Raw genomic sequence first — 15,970 nt, 5'->3', positions numbered from 1 at the left:
GAAATCCTGGCTCAGTCAAGATTTCCGTGAGGCCGATCAGTGAGCCGTCTGGTTCGTAGCTCTGTGTTGTCGGCGGTCGGCGGCGACGAGTAGGACGCGCTTGCGGAGCAAGGGGAATCCGGCTCGGCCTCCCATTTGTCGCTTGAGCAGCTTGATGTCCGTGACTCTGCCCTCGACGCAGCCCGAGTTCCACTCCGTGCTCAGCCCGAGGATGACGGCGTCGAGGTCGGCCAGCAGGCCGTCGGCGAAGCCGCGCAGGCCGTGGTTCACGTCGGCGCGGGCCGCGGCGATCCACTCGGGCAGTCGGCTCGCGCTGCGGATGGCCATCATCGCGGCGAAGGCCCGGGACGTGTCCGGTGGCTGCTTCGAGTTCGGGGCAGCGAGCCAGGATGTCCTTGAGTTTCTGCTGGTCGTCGTCGTTCATGCGGTCGGGGTTGCGGGTGATCCAGCCGGTCACCTTCAGGCGGCGGAAGCGGTGGAGGCCCTCGTGCCAGCGTTGGTGCAGGTAGGGCTTGTATGGGTCCAGGGTGCTGGGGAGGTTCTGCCAGCGGCCTGTGGCCAGTTCCTCCCAGGTGACGGCGCGGGCATAGCGCCGGACGGTGTTCCGGGACAGTTCGAGGCGGCGGGCGACGGCCCGGATGCTGAGGCCCTGACCGAGGAGTTCGTGCACGGCGGTGTGGTGCTGCCGGGCCCGCTCGGCCAGCCGGCCCGCGTGGGAGACTGGCGGGTGCAGGACTTCAGGGCGTGCCTCCGGGGCGGGGGTCGGCGCGCGAAGGCAGGAACTGTGCTTGCTGACCAGTACTTTCACGACCTCGGCGAGGTTGTGCCAGAGATGCCACAAATCTGGCGCCCTCACCTGGAGCGGCAAGCTGGTTCACGTCTCTGAACCAGGTGAAGGTTTGGACGCTGCTCCGGGCTGCGCGTCACGACCGGATGACGGGGAGGACGAGGCGGGAGGGCCGGGCGGTGTCGTGCGCGATCTCCTGGTGGGCTGGGCGGAAGTCCGTTCCGCTGTCGATGGGTTCGCCGGTGTTGAGGTTGCGGTCCCAGCGGGGGAAGCTGCTGGAGGTGACGTGGACGCGCAGGCGGTGGCCGGCCCGGAACACGTAGCTGGTGGACCACAGGTCGACGGCGTGTTCGGCGAACTCGCCGGGTGTCGTCTGCGCCCTCAAGATCCCGTCGACGACGTTGAGGGACATCCCCTCGGGGTCGACGTCGCACAGTCGGACCACCCAGTCCGTCGACGGGGCGTCGGTCGCCGCGTGGACGAAGGCCCGGACACGGCCGGTGACCTCCAGGGCCTCGGTCAGGGGCTCAGTGGTGTAGACGAGGACGTCCGACCTGGCCTCCACGGGGGCCTGGTCGAGTGGCCCCGGCGGGAACTCGTTGGAGAACATGCTGTGTGCGCCGCCCGTCGTCGGGACGGGGTCGGCCGGGTCGTAGACGTACGTGTCACCACTCTCGCCGGCCCCGGGGGCGTCGAAGGCGAGGGCACCGTCGGCGCGCAGGAACAGGTCCGTGTCGACGGCCCGGGCCGGCGGCCACTCCTGCTCCTCGCGCCACTCGTTGGTCCCCATGACGAACAGCAGCACCGGCGGCAGCCCCAGCCCCGCCGCATTGGTCTCGGGGGCGAGCCACTGCTTGAACCACGCACCCTGCAGGTCGACGAACCGGCCGCGGAAGCCTATGAGGTCCATACCGGCGGCCAACCCGAAGTTGACGTCGCCTACCTGCCCGGTGTGGTCAGTGTGCGTCCAAGGGCCCATGATCAGGGTGGCCGGGTGCCCCGCGGCGCGGCTCTCGGCGAAGTTGTCGAGCGTGCCCTGGCAGAAGACGTCGTACCAGCCCCCCAGTTTCAGGCTGGGCAGGTCGACCTCCGCCTGGCGTCCCGCCACCCGAACAGGCCGCGCTCCACTGCGGGTCCCGCAGCGCGTGTTCGAAGCCCAGTTCTGGGACCTCATGGCGCTGGAAGGCCGGGTGGCGGCCCGCCGGAAGTTCCCAGTAGGTGGCCGGCCTGAGCTGGTCCACGTCGTGGACCAGGGCCCCCAGGGCGGGTCCGAGGGCGGCAGGGTCGTCGGCATGCCGACGCATCAAGGTGTCGATCCCCTGCAGGAGCGACCACGGCATGGTGAGCCCCAGCTCGACGGCCCCGCCCCGGCCGAAGAGCCCGTCGTGCGGGTCGGACCAGGTGATCTGGGGGGCGATGGCCGTCAGCTCCGGCGGCTTGGACAGCGCGGCCGTCCAGTGGGTGTTGCCGAAGTAGCTCATCCCGATCATGCCGACCCGGCCGTTGGAGTCCGGGAGGGCGGCGGCCCAGCGCACGGTGTCGTAGCCGTCGTCCGCCTCGTACGTCCACGGCTCCCACTCGCCCTCCGAGGCGTACCGGCCTCGGGTGTCCTGCATGACGACGATGAAGCCCGACCGGGCCAGCGCGAGCGGGTCGAGCAGGGCGACGAACCTCGGGACGCTTTTCCCGTAGGGCAGACGGGAAAGCAGCACGGGGTACGGACCGCCCGTGGCGGGCCGGTAGACGTCCGCCCGGAGAACGGTGCCGTCGCGCATGGTGGCAGGGGCATTGTGCTCGACCGTCACGTCCATGTGCCGGCCTCCTTCACAGTTTGCTGTTATGGGATATTGCGCGCGAACCCGGCATCGTCACACCCGGATGCGCGGGGTGAATGGCGATGCGCGGGGGAGTTCAGGGACGCGATCCGGTTGTGGGTGGTTCGGGTGGAACTCGTCGGCGCCGAAGCCCTTCAGCCGACCTTGAGGACGATCTTGCCGAGGTGTTGACCGGTTGCGAGTGCGTTCTGGGCTTCGAGCGCGTCGGTCCACGGCAGGACCCGGTCCACGATCGGACGCAGCCGTTCGGCGGCACTGACAAGGTCTACCCCTTGGCGCAGGTCCGCGACGACCCGGGCTTTCTCCTCGGGTGTCCGGGTTCGGAAGGTGGTGCCGATGATCTCGACGCGCTTACGGGCGAGTTCCTCCATGTCCAGGGTGCCTTCCGCGCCACCCAGTCGGCCGATCCCGACGATCCGGCCGCGTACTGCGGCTGCCTTGATGTTTCGCGTGAGGTACGGGCCACCGACGTGGTCAAGGATGACGTCGGCTCCCTTGCCATCTGTCAGCTCGAGAATCCGGTCGGCGAAGTCGGTCTCCGAACTGGTGATCAACTCGTCGAGCCCGAGGCCGGCGAGCGTTTCGGCGACGCGCTCGTCGCGCGGGGTGCGCGTCGTTCCGATGATCCGGCCGGCTCCGAGTTCACGTGCCAGTTGAACCGCCTGAGTGCCCACGCCACTGGCGACCGCGTGGATCAGGACCGTGTCGCCCTTGGTCATCCGCCCGGCCGTGACCAGCGCGTTGTGCTCGGTCATCAGGCCGAGCACCGCCGCGGAACCGTCGACCCAGGACCACGCCGGCGGGACCGGGACAGCCATGTCCGCAGACACGCACACCTGCTCGGCGAGTCCCCCGGGGGCCATCGCCATGACGCGGTCACCCGGCTTGAGGGTGGTGACTTTGGTGCCGATCTCCGTCACCTCGCCGGCCGCGTCGATGCCCGCGATCGGCGGACCCGCGGCCGGGCTCGCCGACACATGGGTGCCGGCGCGCGTCAGAAGGTCGGCCCGGTTGACGGAGGCGGCATGTACGCGGATGCGCACGTCGCGCGGCCCGATGGTCGGCGGCTCGATGTCGCTGAGCTCAAGAGTCGCTTCCCCATCGGTCGGCTTGATCAGGATCGCCTTCACGAGGTCTTCTCCACCTTTCGTGGCATGGTCGTATCAGGGGGTGTGTATACCGCCTCAGGACTGACCCGGGTTAGTTTGGCCGGAACCCGAAGTCGGTGCCCGAGAGGCTCTCCCACCGGCTGGTGACGTACTTGGGCCGGGTGTAGAAGCTCCACGACGCGTTGTTCAGGCCGGTGTCCCCGAATACGGAGTCCTTCCACCCCTGGACGGCGTAGCCGGCGACGGGCACGGGGATGGCGACATTCACGCCGAGCATGCCGACCGTCGCTTCCCGCTCGAACTGGCTGACCGCGGCGGCGTTGTTGGTGAAGATCGAACCGCCGTTGCCGTACCGGTGGTTGCGGATGAGGGCGATCGCCTCGTCAAGGGTGTCGACGCGCAGCACCACGAGGACCGGCCCGAACAGTTCCTGCTTGTACGCCGGCGAAGTGACCGGGACATCGGTGAGGATCGTGGGGCCGACGAAGTAGCCGTTCTCGAACCCGGGCACCTGCTCGGTGCTGCGGTCCACGACCGCGCGGGCACCGGCCGCGATCGCCTCCTTGATGGTCCGCTGAATCCGCTCCTGGGCCCGGCGGCTGACCACGGGACCGACTTCGGTGCCGGGGACGTGGCCGGCGTTGAGCTGTACAGCCTCGGCACGCGGAGCGAGTCGCTGCAGCAGGGGTTCGGCGGACTCTCCGACCACCACGGCGACCGAGATCGCCATGCAACGCTGACCGGCGGCACCGAACGCGGAAGAGGTCAGCTGGTCAGCGACCACGTCCAGGTCCGCGTCGGGCATGACCACGAGGTGGTTCTTGGCGCCGCCGAAAGCCTGGGCCCGTGTGCCGGCGGCAGCCGCACGTGCGTAGACCGCCTTCGCCGCGGCGCTCGAACCGACGAACGACACGGCCTGGGTGCGCGGGTCGTCGATGAGCTGCTCGGCTGCCTCCTGGCGGCCATGGACGACGTTGAGGACACCGTCGGGAAGACCTGCCTGCTTGAACAGTTCGGCGATGCGGACGGAAGCGCCTGGGTCCTGCTCGCTGGGCTTCCACACGAAGGTGTTTCCGGCGGCCAGGGACACGGACACCATCATCAGCCCCATCATGACGGGGAAGTTGAACGGCGTGATGCCCACGCAGATGCCCACCGGGTGGAGAACCGACTTGGTGTCGATGTCGGGGCCGGTCTGGAGTGACGTCGCTCCCTGCGTCAGCGCAGGGCCGCCGGTGGCGAGATCCACCGAGTCCAGGGCTCGCATCACTTCACCCGCGGCGTCGTCGAGGGTCTTGCCGTGCTCGAGAGTGATCAGCTCCGCCAGCTCGGAACGCGCCTCGATCAGAAGCTCACGGAACCGGAACAGCACCTGTGCTCGCTTCGACAGAGGCGTGCGGGCCCAGTGCGCGGCGGCGGCCTCGGCGGAGTCGATCGCACGCCGAACCGCGTCCGCATTCGCCATCTCGACCATCGCGACTGCTTCGTCCGTCGCTGGGTTCAAGACCGGTACGAGATCATGGCCAGTGCTGACGAACGCACCATCGATCCAGTGCTGAACAGTGCGCATGATGAGTGAACTCCTTGAGGCGGGGCGGCGGGTGTCGAAAACTGCATGAGGTGACGCGGCGAGGTCAGCCCGCAAGGGACGTGTCAGCCGGGAGCTCCCCGGCAGCCACTCGGACAACGGCGGAGAAGTCGAGGTGGCCCTCTCCCGCCTGGATCAGTTGGTCGAGGAGGCGTGCGGCCTGGTGCGTCATGGCACCTGGGACGGCGTGCGCCGAGGTCTCGTCCAATGCGAGCCCCACGTCCTTGCGCATGAGCAGGGCGGTGAAGCCGGGTGCGAAGTCGTGACTGGCTGGCGACGTGGGGACGACGCCCGGGATCGGGTAGAAGTTACGCAACACCCAGCTGTCGCCGCTGGAGACCTGTGCAATTTCCCAGAACGTCCGGGCATCCAGGCCCAGGCGGTCGGCTATCACCGCGGCCTCTGAGACCGAGGCCATGTTCATGGCCAGCATCATGTTGTTCACCAGCTTCGCGGCCTGTCCGCAGCCGGTGCCGCCGACATGGAAGTGTCGGCGTCCCATTGCCTCGAGGAGCGGGGTCACGTGGGCGAACTGCTCGGCGGTGCCACCGACCATGAAGGTCAGAGTGCCGTCCTCGGCGCCGGCCGTGCCGCCGGAGACCGGCGCATCGACGAAGCTGCGGCCCGTGCCGGCCACCTCGGCGGAGATTTCGCGGGCCTGCGCCGGGCTGATCGTCGAGCTGTCGACGCACATCGCACCCGCGGTGGCTTGGTCCAAGCCGGACTCCAGCAAGACCTTACGCACGTGGTCGCCAGTCGGAAGCATCGTGAAGATGACCTCGGCGCCTTCGGCGGCCTCGAGCAACGTGTCAGGGGCGCGCAGCCCCACGGCTGCCGCAGCGGCACGCGCCTCGGCCGAGACGTCGAATGCCGACACATCGAATCCCGCTCGGTGCAGGTGCACAACCATCGGCAAGCCCATGTGGCCCAGCCCGACCCAGCAAATCTTCATGATCGACTCCCTTGCTCCGTTGCGACCAGATGCGGGGCCCGGCGCGCTCACAAGTCTGGTCGCGGCGCATGCCCCGTGGAAGGCTGTATGCGGCGCACCCGCTCTGCAGATTTGCAGAGCATTGCGCCTATGCTGGGGTCTGAGGAGGGCCTGCCATGCCGATGAAGACCGATGACCTGATCATTCTTCTCGAGATCGCCCGGTGCGGATCGTTCTTGAAGGCAGGCGCCGTGCTCGGCCTGGACAACTCCACGGTGTCGCGGCGTATCGCTGCCCTGGAACGCGATCTCAAGGCACCTGTGGTCGACCGTGGCGCGCAAGGGTGCACGCTGACCCCGCTGGGCGAGAGGCTGTTGAAGTCCTGCGAGCAGGTGGAGGCGGCCGTGGACGAGGTCCGTCGGCTCAGCGGCCAGTCGGCCGTGAGCAGGGCGACGTCCGGGGAGTTGTCCGGACTGGTCCGCGTTGCCACCACCGAAGCGTTCGGGACCTACATCATCGCCGAGGTTCTGGCCCGCCTCCATCACGACAACCCCGCGCTGCAGGTGGAGATCGTCACCCAGACCCGGCTGAGTCCCTACAGCGTCGGCGCTGACATCGAGATCGGAGTGGGCGAGCCGGTGCGCGGTCGCCCTGGAGCGTTCACACTCACCGACTATCGTCTGGGGCTCTACGCGTCAGAGCGCTACCTGGAGGAGCGGGGCACCCCGGCATCGGCCGCGGACGTAGCCGACCATTCCCTCATCTACTACGTGGAGGGACTCCTGCGGGTCGCGGACCTGGACGTGCTGGGTCAGACCGGGTTCGCTCATCCCCCCTCGTTCGCATCGACCAGCCCGCACGCGCAGCTCCACGCGACTCGACACGGGGCCGGGATCGGCCTGCTTCCCTCCTTCATAGCCGAGCCTGATGCCTCCTTGCGCCGCGTGTTGTTCGACGAGGTTTCCGTCATCGCGCAATTCAGCGCCTTCCTGGCTCCAGGGCGTCTCAGACGTCCTGCCGCAACCCAGGTTGCGGCAGCGATCGTGGAAGAAGTGAAAAGCCGGCAGCACCTACTGCTGCCCACGTCCTGAGGGCACCGCTCGCGCCGCTCTCCGCTGCCGGCCTCTGGTGTCCGCTCCTGGCCAGAGAATCACCCGGGCCCTGGTCCGGTTGCATACGCCTCGACACACGTGCTCGACCATCAGGGTGGAGCTCCATCTCGACTGTGACGCCGCGGACGCTGGCCGTTTGCCCCTGCGTCCGCAGTTCTGTTGGAGCCTGCCCGTCGTAAACGCCGCTGCTGCCGGTCGACTTCGCGTCGACCGGCAGCAGCGCTATGTAGCCACAGTTGAACCGGCTCGTCGCTGACAGCCACATTCTGCCTGGAGTCGGTGTCTAGCCCTGAGGCGCTACCCGCTAGGTCCGCTTCCTGCGCGTGCCGATCAGTCCCAGGGTGGTGAGCAGTACCAGCGTTGCCACGTAGACGAAGTACCAGTCCGCGTGTCCGTTGCTGGCGAGCCAGGTGAGCAGGAACGGGGCGGTGCCGCCGAAGATGGCCACCGTCAGGTTGTAGGGCGCACCGACGCCCATGGCGCGCATGCGGGTGGGGAATCGCTCGGTCATGAGGACAGTGAGCACGGAGAAGATGCTCGCCGTCAGCATGAGCAGGCACACGTCAATCACCAGCGTCTGCACCCAGGAGTCAGACAGCGCGAGGCTGAGCGGAACGATCACGGCGGCGCCGCCGATCGAGAAGATCAGTCCCAGCGAGCGTCGCCCGATCTTGTCCGAGAGGTGGCCGAACAGGGGCAGCAAGACCATGAACACCACCAGAGCGACCGTGTGAACGCCGAACGTCGCTGTGGCCGAGAGACCAACGGACTTGATCAGGTGTGTCGGCATATAACTGACAAACGTGTACCACGCGGTCGCTGGACCAGCGACAAGCAGGACGATGCTGAAGGTTTCACGCGGGTAGTCGACCAGAAGAGCGACGAGACCGGCGCGACGGGGCGCGGATGCCTCGGCGGTGGGCGGCGACTCCACATCGGCGGTCTCGACCATGGCCGAGCGCACCCACAAACCGATCAGGCCCGCGACGCCACCGATCAGGAACGGGATTCGCCACCCCCACTCGCCCAGCGCCTCAGCCGACAGGGCTTCGGCGAGCAGGTAGCCGAGAAGGGTCGCGCCCACGATGGCGACGACTACGGTGGTGTACAAGAAGCTTGTGTACAGGCCCCTGCGTCCCTCATGTGCGATCTCCGACAGGTACGCCATCGCACTCCCCGTCTCACCACCTGCGGCGAAACTCTGGATCATGCGCGCGGCGACGAGGATGATCGGGGCAGCTACGCCGATGGTTGCGTAGGTCGGCGAGATGCCGATGATCAGCGTTGGGCCTGTCATCAACAGGATCGTGAGCGTGAGAGCTCGCTTTCGGCCACGGCGGTCGGCGTAGCCACCGAGAAGCCAGCCCCCCAGAGGGCGGACGAAGAAGCCCACCGCGAAGACTGCGAAAGTCGACAGCAGAGCAACGGTCGGGTCAGTCGCGGGGAAGAAGAGCGGTGAGAAGTAGACCGCGAAGGTCGAATAGATGGTCAGGTCGAACCATTCGACGACACGCAGTTCTGGATGCCGGGCGGCGACGGCGATGGCGTGGCCTCCGCCCAGCGAACTGCCCCACACGGCGACCCGTTGCCGGTCGACTTCGGGGAGATTGGCCGCGTACTCGAGGGCGGCGTCCCAGTCGGACAGTTGCCCGGTCATGGACAACACCTGGCGCGGTCCGCCGCCGCTGTCGCCGAGATTGCGGTAGGTGAATACCAGCACCGCCAGCCCGGCGGCGGCGAATCGTTCGGCGTAGGGCGCCAGCCCCATCTCTCGGGTGGCGCCGAGGCCGTGCCCCATCACGACGACCGGTACGGGCGCGGCGGAGGCGGTGTCCGGAATGTACAGCCAGGCCGAGCAGTACGAGTCGCCCGAGGCGAACTGCACGGTGCGCCGGCTGAATTCGTGGACACGTTGTGTGTCATGCCGTCACTTTCCCTCTGCCTGTGACGGCGTCTCCGCGCTGGAGGGCGGCGGCATAGCCGCCGGGCTGGTATAGCGGCAGTTCGCCGTTGTCCGCGGTGTCGCGCAGGTAGCCCTTCATGAGTTCCTGCGCCTTCGGCTGCGGCAGGGAGGCGAGGAACTCGGAGCGTTCGAGGTGCAGTCCGTCGGCCATCGGCAAGGAGCCGCCCACGTTCACCGCGCGCTTGATGGCCGCGATCGCCTCGGTCGGCCGCGCCGCGAGATGAGCGGCCCGCTCGACGGCCCGGGAGATGAGCTGATGGGCCGGCACGATCTCGTCGATGGCCCCGACGGCGAGTGCTTCCTCGGCGGGGAGCGGCCGGCCTTCCAGGATCGCCACCAGCCCACGGTGGGAACCGATGAGCCGGGGCATGCGCTGGGTGCCACCGGAGCCGGGAATGATGCCCATCAGGATCTCCGGATGACCGATGAAATGGTCGCCCTCGGCCATCAGCCGCAGGTCGCAGGCCCACGAGATCTCGGCGCCTATACCCAGCGCGGACCCGTTGAGGGCCGCTACAAAGATCGTGGAACTGGTCGCCATGCGGAGATACGCCGAGTGCAGGTCATCGAGCTGGATCCCCCCCATCAACGGCGTTTTACCCGCCGCCCACCGGGTGAGCTGGTACCGGGCCGCCCAATGGGCGATCTTCGCCACCGCGCTCGTGACCCGTGTACTCACGGGAGGAATCGCCGATCCGTCCTCCTGCAGCCAGCTGATTTCGGCGTGGCTGATGAAGCGGCTGGGGTGCGACCCGGTGAACACCACGGCGCGGATGGCCGGATCGCGGTCGGCGCGCCGGACGAGCTCGATGAACTCCGGAGCGTCGTCGCGCCCGAAGAGTCCCAGCTCATCAGGGGCGAGCCGGGCGATGATCACCCCGCCCTCGTGCTCCTCGATCTTGATGCGTGGTTGCGTAGCGGCTTGCTGAGACATGAGTGTCGACTCCTTCTGAGCCCCGTCACCGGGGAAAGGCGCACCGCGCACGGTGCTCGTACCAGACGTGTGAACCTGAGTGAAGGAATGCACTCAGCCTCGAAGGATGAAAATTGTGTCGGCGACCATGTGAGGCCGGCCGCGTCATGGGCGCTGAGCGCCGTGCCGGCGGAGCAGTGGCCGCCACCACGGCGCGGATCAGCGCGCGACCGGCTTGGCCAGTGCCTTGCGTGCCATGCTGGCCGCGAAGAGCGGAGTCTCGTGCTGGTTGTGGGCGACGATCGCGGGGTGATATTGCGCGGCGGCGTCGTCAAAGCTCACGCCGGCCTCAGTGAGAGCGTCCAGGAACCCCTGGGTGGCGTGGGTGGTCACGGTGTTGGTCAGACGGCAGGTTCCGTCATCGTTTGCTCCACCCGCATGTCCCAGGTGGCCTGGACTTTGACCCAGCCCTGTGCTGTCTGCGCATCGGACAGCGACACCAGGTGGCAGTGGCGCGGCTCGTGCACCTCGGCCACGTAGTGCTGGATGACGAGGGTGGCGCCGATACTCTCCACGTTGATGGACATCGGGCGCCCGTCATCCGTGGTCGTCCGGCCCGCGGCGATGTGTTCCCCCGGCGCGCAGCGCTGGTACTCCGCATCGGGCAGGTTCAGCACCCAGTCCGCGATGTCGACCGCTCGATCGGCGCATCGACGGTAGCCGTCTCCGCTGTCTCACTGATCACCGCGCTGTCCAACACCCTGGTCGTTCGACAAGATCTGATCCTTTCTCAGCGCAGCGCACCGCATGAGGAGTGAGTCACCTCTGCATCTGCAATCGGAAGATGTGGCCCCCGTTGGGCGATTGGGTGGTGAGCGTCAGACGTGTGCGCCCTTGAAGGCGGTGGCGATCTCGTCGGCGCTCAGGATGGCGTGGGCGTAGGTCGGGCCGTTCAGCTCGTGGGCCGCGTGCAGCATTTCCCGGGTGAACGCGGCGGTCGCTCCGCGCACCAAAGTCACGTGGTAGCCCAGCTCCATGGCGTAGCGGTTGGTCGACTCGATGCAGGTGTTGGCCGGCATGCCGATGGTCACCACATGGGTGATGCCGTGCTTCTTGAGCTGGAAGTCGAGATCGGTATGGGCGAACCCGCTCTGCGCCCAGTGCTCGTGGACCACGACATCGTCCGCCTGGGGAACGAAGTCCGGGTGCCAGTCGCCGCCCCAGGCTCCGTCTTCGAACATCCGGTTCTGCTTGCTGGCGGCCTGGTCCCGGTTGAGGTAGTTCCAGTTCGCGTAGTTGCCCTCGCGCCAGCGGCGATGCGGGACGACGAAGACCTGGATGCCGGCCGCGCGCGGCTGCCGTCACTGCGCGCAGGTTGTCGAGCAGGCCGACCTCGGTGGCGACCTCTTCGACCAGCGGCCACACCTTGCCCCCTTCGGAGAGGAAGTCGTTGTAGGGGTCCATCAGGAGCAGCCCCGTGCGTGCCGGCTCGTACTGCGTATCGGTCATGAGTCGTCCCTCCAGAGGTGTCAAGGAGTCCACGGCTTGTGCCACGGACCTCCCCTCGGCTCACTCCCACCCTAACTCAAGAAATCATAGTTACTAACTCTTTTTTCCATACCATCTCGTTGGATCTCTGCGATGATGGAGAGGGAACGAGTTCACGAGGAGGACGTCGGTATGGGCGGCTGGTCGGAGATCACAAGCACTACGCAGTGCCCCGTCGCGCGGTCGAGTGCGGTGATCGGGGACCGCTGGACGCTCGTGATCATGCGGGAGCTGACGATGGGCAACCGTCGCTTCGACTCGCTGCAGGTCCAGACCCTGGCTTCGCCGCAGATGCTGGCCAACCGCCTCAAGCGGCTGGAGGCCGACGGCATGCTCGAACGTCGCGCCTACAGCGCGAAACCCCGCCGCTACGAGTACCGCCTGACCGTCAAGGGCGAGGCCTTCGCCTCGGTGCTGCTCGCCCTGCGGGCCTGGGGCGAGACGTGGTGCAAGGAGCCCGGGGAAGGGATTGCCGTCCATCACCTCCACAGGACCTGCGGGCGCGAGGTGGGCCTGAGCGGCACCGTGTGTGAAGGGTGCGGCGAGCCGTTCACCATGAACGAGGTGACGGGTGAACTCAGCGCGGCCTTCGCACGCGAACGCGAGGACAGGAGCGCAGCCGCCAGGCAGGATGCCGAAACCCGCCCAACCTGACCTCCCCGTTTCACTTGGGGGCGGCTGCGAAATGTCGCGGGAATCCCCCCACGCGTCGTCGGCCAGACCGCAAGCCTCAGCGGCCGATCTTCCGGCTCGGCCGCGTGCGGGTGGTTCAGCGGCAGCAGCGCGGCAACCCGATCATGACGCAGCGGCGCCGCGCGGAAGCCGGCGTCGTCGGTGGCGCGGCGGACCATGCGATGTCGATGGCGCGATCCTGCACCGCGCGGCTGGCGGTTTCGGTGTCCACTTCGATCAGCCGCAGGTCCACCTCCGGGTGTATGGCACCATTCTCGCGCAGCGCGGTCGGCGGCACATCTGTGAAGGCGGACGCGACGGCACCGATGATGAAGGGGCCACTGAAACCGTCGCGGGCGCGCTGCGCCGCGGCGCGGGCCCGGTCCGCGTCCTGGACCAGGTGCCGGCAGTGCCGCAGCAGCACGTCGCTGGCCTGGGTCAGGCCACATGCCCGCTGTTGCGACGCAACTGTTGCGCCCAACTCCCGCTCCAGCGTCAGGACTGCCTGCGACAGCGGTGGCTGCGACGTGTGCAGGCGCGCCACCCGGCCGAAGTGCAGCTCGTCGGCGACGGCGAATGCTGTGCCGTGTGCCGGCTCACTGCCCGAGCATGCGGTCGCGGGCCCTGCCCAGACCGTCGGCCAGGGCAGTGAGCTGCTCGGGCGTCAGGACGTCGATGAGCAGTTCGCGGACCGCGGCCACGTGGCCCGGGGCCGCCCGCTCGAGCGTGGACAGACCGGCGTCGGTAAGGACGGCGTACACGGCACGAGGGCCGCTCGGACAGATCCGACGCCGCACCAGCCCCGCCTTCTCCAGTTGCGTGATCTGGTACGTCACACCGCTCTGGGAGGTGTAGATCGACTCGGCGAGTTCCGTCATGCGCAGCTCGTGGCCCGCGGCTCCGGAGAGCCTGGACAGGATTTCGTACTGCACGTGCGTCAGGTCGGCGTCGTCCTTCAGCTGCTGGTCAAGGCGCCGGTCCAGCAGCGCGGCGGCGCTGAAGAACGCCATCCAGGCCCGCGTCTCCTCGCCGGTCAACCACCGCGTGTGACCCACGTCGCTACCTCCTTCATCAAATTTTAAGTAGAGAGTAGTACCTTGGCCGTCGACTTCAAATTTGAAGTCGTAGGCCTGGTGAGAGGTAACCACGATGGGATTCAGCAGAAGGACGCTCCTCCGGACCGCGGCGCTCGGCACGGCCGCAGCCGGTCTTCAGGCCATGACAGCGAACGCGGCCTCCGCCGCGCCCTCCGGCGACCCGGCGGCCGGCGAACAGGAACAGCTCCAGGCCCTGTATGGCATGGCCAAGGACGAGGGCGGGCGGCTGACCGTCTACATGGGCGGCGACGCCCCCGGATTCTTCGACTTCATCCCGCAGGCCTTCCTTGCGCAGTTCCCCGGCATTCAGGTCAACACGATCACCGACCTGAGCAAGTACCACGACGCACGCATCGACAATCAACTAGCCACCGGCAACCTGGTCGCCGACGTCGCCATCCTGCAGACCACACACGACTTCGACCGCTGGAAGGCCATGGGCGAACTCCTGCGGTACCGCCCCGTCGGCTGGGACAACGTGTTCGACAACGCCAAGGACCCCGATGGCCACTGGGCAAGCGCCTACTACGGGGTGTTCGCCCCGATCGTCGGCATTCATCAGGCGCCGGCCGACCCGAACGACTTCCGTGCCACCGACCTGCTCAGCCCCGTCTTCACCAACAAGATCATCTCCACCTGGCCCAACGACGACGACGCGGTGCTCTTCCAGTACAAGCTGTTCATCGATCAGTACGGCTGGGGCTGGCTGGACAAGTTCGCCGCGCAGCGGCCCACATACGTCCGCGGCCTGCTCGGATCAATCAGCGGCGTCACTGACGGCACCTACCTTGCCAGCCCGGCCGGAGCCGGGGGCACGGGCCCCAACAGCGTTCAGGTGCTGCCCAGCCACGACCGATTCCCGTCCTGGGCGCAGCGCGCCGCCATCTTCCGACGGTCCCGGCACCAGGTCACCGCCAAACTGTTCATGAGCTGGCTGCTCTCCCAACAGACTCAGAAGAACGTCATCGCGAGCTTCACCTGGTCGGTACGCGCCGACGTCGCCCCGCCCGCGGGGCTGAAGCCCCTCGCCGACTACCCCACCACCGACCCCCTCGCCTTTCCGAAGTTCATGAGCGACCGCGCCGCCGTCGACCGGTTCAAGTCCCAGGTCGAGCTGTACGTCGGAGCAGTACAAGGCCCCGACCCCGCCGACGCCCAGAACACCCTCGGCCGCACCCCCGGCGGATTCTGAAACCCGGCCATCGACGCCCGCGCACCAAACCGACCCCTGCTGGTGCGCGGGCCCTCGAGGGTCGGCAGGCGGCGGGTCCGGCCGTTGGGAGGTGCTCGGCGTGCGGACGCGGCGCCGCGGTTCCGCACGAGAGGGCCTTGGTGCAGTCGCCCGGCACGTGCAGCAGAGCGCAAGGTCGAGACGTCTTTGTGACGGTTGGTGGGACCGGAGCCTTCGGTGACAACCCCCCCTACTCAGTGGGTGCAGAGCCCTTGCCGCCGCCCCCGTTCCGGCGTATGTACATTACAACCGTAAGGAGAATGACCGTAATATAACAGCGTGGAGCCGCGGGTCTTCGCGCCGTATCCGGTGAGGTCAGATGAAGACGACAAAAAGCATGAAGTGGGTCGACGTTCCCACCCGCTCGATCGACGTGGGCGGGGTGCCGTTCGCCTACCGCGAGCTCGGTCCGACCGGCGATGTTCCGGTGGTGTTCCTGCACCACCTGATGGCTGTCCTTGACGACTGGGACCCGAGGGTCATCGACGGCATCGCCGCCCGCCGACGGGTGATCGCGTTCGACGACCGCGGGGTCGGCGCGTCCGGAGGATCCGTGCCCCCCGACGTCGCGGACATGGGCCGCGACGCCGTCGCCTTCATCCGTGCGATGGGACTCGAGAGGGTCGACCTCCTCGGGTTCTCGCTCGGCGGCGGAGTCGCGGCCTACTGACCTGCACGGCCGCGGCGTCGAACCGGGTGGCGAACCTATTGATCGAGCGCGGTGTTCGCCCTGGCGAGAAGGTCGCCCTGTCCTGCCCGAACATCCCGCACTTCACGACGATCTACTTCGGGATCCTCAAGGCCGGCGCGGTGGTCGTGCCGTTGAACGTGCTCCTCAAGGCGCGTGAGATCGCCTACCACCTCAACGACTCCGACGCGACGGTGTACTTCGCCTTCGAAGGCAGTCCAGAGCTCCCGATCGGGCGTGAGGCATGGTCGGCCTTTCAGGTCGCCGATCGGGCCGCGCACTTCTTCCTCATCGGCAGCGGCGCAGCTGTGGACGGGGTCACCCCGGACCAGCTCTATGGTGCCGCTGTCGCCGGGCGGCCAGAGACGGTCGAGCGTGCCGACGACGACACCGCGGTCATTCTCTACACGTCCGGGACCACCGGGCAGCCCAAGGGTGCAGAACTCAGACACCGAAACGTGTACGACATCGCGGGAGCCGGGGTCCAGCTCTTCGA

The 15,970-nt window shown here is 67.7% G+C and carries 19 protein-coding genes; 6 read left to right on the top strand and 13 right to left on the bottom strand.

What is annotated here, in order from left to right; genetic code table 11:
• Positions 1-36 precede the first annotated feature (36 nt).
• Positions 37-330, bottom strand: a complete 294-nt coding sequence (locus AB0I77_RS47205; RefSeq protein WP_363289138.1) for a hypothetical protein — start codon at positions 328-330, stop codon at positions 37-39.
• On the opposite strand from AB0I77_RS47205, the gene AB0I77_RS47200 reads away from it, so the two are divergent.
• Positions 320-886: a hypothetical protein gene (locus AB0I77_RS47200; protein ID WP_363289137.1), complete on the top strand. Its 567-nt coding sequence runs from the start codon at positions 320-322 to the stop codon at positions 884-886. The genes AB0I77_RS47205 and AB0I77_RS47200 overlap by 11 nt on opposite strands.
• Before the next feature lie 37 nt (positions 887-923).
• Here AB0I77_RS47200 and AB0I77_RS47195 read toward each other — a convergent pair whose 3' ends face one another.
• The 5 genes from AB0I77_RS47195 to mmsB form a co-directional block, all read right to left on the bottom strand.
• Positions 924-1,853: a CocE/NonD family hydrolase gene (locus tag AB0I77_RS47195; protein WP_363289179.1), complete on the bottom strand. Its 930-nt coding sequence runs from the start codon at positions 1,851-1,853 to the stop codon at positions 924-926.
• Positions 1,744-2,598, bottom strand: a complete 855-nt coding sequence (locus tag AB0I77_RS47190; RefSeq protein ID WP_363289136.1) for a CocE/NonD family hydrolase — start codon at positions 2,596-2,598, stop codon at positions 1,744-1,746. Before AB0I77_RS47190 ends, AB0I77_RS47195 begins: the two co-directional genes overlap by 110 nt.
• A 158-nt stretch (positions 2,599-2,756) precedes the next feature.
• Positions 2,757-3,752: a zinc-binding dehydrogenase gene (locus AB0I77_RS47185; RefSeq protein ID WP_363289135.1), complete on the bottom strand. Its 996-nt coding sequence runs from the start codon at positions 3,750-3,752 to the stop codon at positions 2,757-2,759.
• Between the two features lie 70 nt (positions 3,753-3,822).
• Positions 3,823-5,301 (bottom strand): CoA-acylating methylmalonate-semialdehyde dehydrogenase, encoded by a 1,479-nt coding sequence (gene mmsA / locus AB0I77_RS47180; RefSeq protein WP_363289133.1) that lies wholly within the window; start codon positions 5,299-5,301, stop codon positions 3,823-3,825.
• A 64-nt stretch (positions 5,302-5,365) separates the two neighbouring features.
• On the bottom strand, positions 5,366-6,271 hold the full coding sequence (gene mmsB / locus AB0I77_RS47175) for a 3-hydroxyisobutyrate dehydrogenase (RefSeq protein ID WP_363289132.1): 906 nt from the start codon (positions 6,269-6,271) through the stop codon (positions 5,366-5,368).
• Positions 6,272-6,426: 155 nt separating this feature from the next.
• Between mmsB and AB0I77_RS47170 the strand changes: the two genes are divergently transcribed.
• The gene (locus AB0I77_RS47170; protein WP_363289131.1) at positions 6,427-7,341 is read left to right on the top strand and encodes a LysR family transcriptional regulator; all 915 of its coding nucleotides are present in this window, start codon (positions 6,427-6,429) and stop codon (positions 7,339-7,341) included.
• Positions 7,342-7,666: 325 nt separating this feature from the next.
• On the opposite strand, the gene AB0I77_RS47165 is transcribed toward AB0I77_RS47170, so the two are convergent.
• The 5 genes from AB0I77_RS47165 to AB0I77_RS47145 form a co-directional block, all read right to left on the bottom strand.
• The gene (locus AB0I77_RS47165) at positions 7,667-9,247 is read right to left on the bottom strand and encodes an MFS transporter (RefSeq protein WP_363289130.1); all 1,581 of its coding nucleotides are present in this window, start codon (positions 9,245-9,247) and stop codon (positions 7,667-7,669) included.
• A gap of 34 nt (positions 9,248-9,281) precedes the next feature.
• Positions 9,282-10,202 carry an enoyl-CoA hydratase/isomerase family protein gene (locus AB0I77_RS47160; protein WP_363289129.1) on the bottom strand — a complete coding sequence of 307 codons (921 nt, stop codon included), beginning with the start codon at positions 10,200-10,202 and terminating at the stop codon, positions 9,282-9,284.
• A 255-nt stretch (positions 10,203-10,457) separates the two neighbouring features.
• On the bottom strand, positions 10,458-10,631 hold the full coding sequence (locus AB0I77_RS47155; protein WP_363289128.1) for a hypothetical protein: 174 nt from the start codon (positions 10,629-10,631) through the stop codon (positions 10,458-10,460).
• 8 nt (positions 10,632-10,639) lie between these two features.
• Positions 10,640-10,915 (bottom strand): hypothetical protein, encoded by a 276-nt coding sequence (locus AB0I77_RS47150; RefSeq protein ID WP_363289127.1) that lies wholly within the window; start codon positions 10,913-10,915, stop codon positions 10,640-10,642.
• Between the two features lie 201 nt (positions 10,916-11,116).
• On the bottom strand, positions 11,117-11,578 hold the full coding sequence (locus AB0I77_RS47145; protein WP_363289178.1) for an isochorismatase family protein: 462 nt from the start codon (positions 11,576-11,578) through the stop codon (positions 11,117-11,119).
• Positions 11,579-11,879: 301 nt separating this feature from the next.
• Here AB0I77_RS47145 and AB0I77_RS47140 point away from each other — a divergent pair, with 301 nt between their 5' ends.
• On the top strand, positions 11,880-12,440 hold the full coding sequence (locus AB0I77_RS47140; protein WP_363289126.1) for a helix-turn-helix domain-containing protein: 561 nt from the start codon (positions 11,880-11,882) through the stop codon (positions 12,438-12,440).
• A gap of 115 nt (positions 12,441-12,555) precedes the next feature.
• Here AB0I77_RS47140 and AB0I77_RS47135 read toward each other — a convergent pair whose 3' ends face one another.
• Complete coding sequence (locus AB0I77_RS47135) at positions 12,556-13,002, bottom strand: hypothetical protein (protein WP_363289125.1); 447 nt, start codon at positions 13,000-13,002, stop codon at positions 12,556-12,558.
• 52 nt (positions 13,003-13,054) lie between these two features.
• A complete protein-coding gene (locus AB0I77_RS47130) occupies positions 13,055-13,513 on the bottom strand; it encodes a MarR family transcriptional regulator (RefSeq protein ID WP_363289124.1) in 459 nt (152 codons plus the stop codon).
• A 94-nt stretch (positions 13,514-13,607) separates the two neighbouring features.
• On the opposite strand from AB0I77_RS47130, the gene AB0I77_RS47125 reads away from it, so the two are divergent.
• The 3 genes from AB0I77_RS47125 to AB0I77_RS47115 form a co-directional block, all read left to right on the top strand.
• Positions 13,608-14,747: an ABC transporter substrate-binding protein gene (locus AB0I77_RS47125; RefSeq protein WP_363289123.1), complete on the top strand. Its 1,140-nt coding sequence runs from the start codon at positions 13,608-13,610 to the stop codon at positions 14,745-14,747.
• A gap of 376 nt (positions 14,748-15,123) precedes the next feature.
• The gene (locus tag AB0I77_RS47120; protein WP_363289122.1) at positions 15,124-15,456 is read left to right on the top strand and encodes an alpha/beta fold hydrolase; all 333 of its coding nucleotides are present in this window, start codon (positions 15,124-15,126) and stop codon (positions 15,454-15,456) included.
• A 26-nt stretch (positions 15,457-15,482) separates the two neighbouring features.
• On the top strand, positions 15,483-15,970 hold a 488-nt coding region (locus tag AB0I77_RS47115), incomplete at its 3' end, for an AMP-binding protein (RefSeq protein WP_363289121.1).

Origin of the sequence: Streptomyces sp. NPDC050619 (genome assembly GCF_040654815.1) — a bacterium.
In the GTDB taxonomy this organism is placed as follows: Bacteria; Actinomycetota; Actinomycetes; order Streptomycetales; family Streptomycetaceae; genus Streptomyces.
This window is presented reverse-complemented; position numbering and strand designations above follow the sequence as displayed.

Bases quoted from the DNA above. Each gene is read 5' to 3' on its own strand.
- AB0I77_RS47200 (WP_363289137.1), top strand. From the start codon at position 320: ATGGCCATCATCGCGGCGAAGGCCCGGGACGTGTCCGGTGGCTGCTTC.
- AB0I77_RS47205 (WP_363289138.1), bottom strand. From the start codon at position 330: ATGATGGCCATCCGCAGCGCGAGCCGACTGCCCGAGTGGATCGCCGCG.
- AB0I77_RS47190 (WP_363289136.1), bottom strand. From the start codon at position 2,598: ATGGACGTGACGGTCGAGCACAATGCCCCTGCCACCATGCGCGACGGC.
- mmsA (WP_363289133.1), bottom strand. From the start codon at position 5,301: ATGCGCACTGTTCAGCACTGGATCGATGGTGCGTTCGTCAGCACTGGC.
- mmsB (WP_363289132.1), bottom strand. From the start codon at position 6,271: ATGAAGATTTGCTGGGTCGGGCTGGGCCACATGGGCTTGCCGATGGTT.
- AB0I77_RS47170 (WP_363289131.1), top strand. From the start codon at position 6,427: ATGCCGATGAAGACCGATGACCTGATCATTCTTCTCGAGATCGCCCGG.
- AB0I77_RS47140 (WP_363289126.1), top strand. From the start codon at position 11,880: ATGATGGAGAGGGAACGAGTTCACGAGGAGGACGTCGGTATGGGCGGC.
- AB0I77_RS47125 (WP_363289123.1), top strand. From the start codon at position 13,608: ATGGGATTCAGCAGAAGGACGCTCCTCCGGACCGCGGCGCTCGGCACG.
- AB0I77_RS47120 (WP_363289122.1), top strand. From the start codon at position 15,124: ATGAAGTGGGTCGACGTTCCCACCCGCTCGATCGACGTGGGCGGGGTG.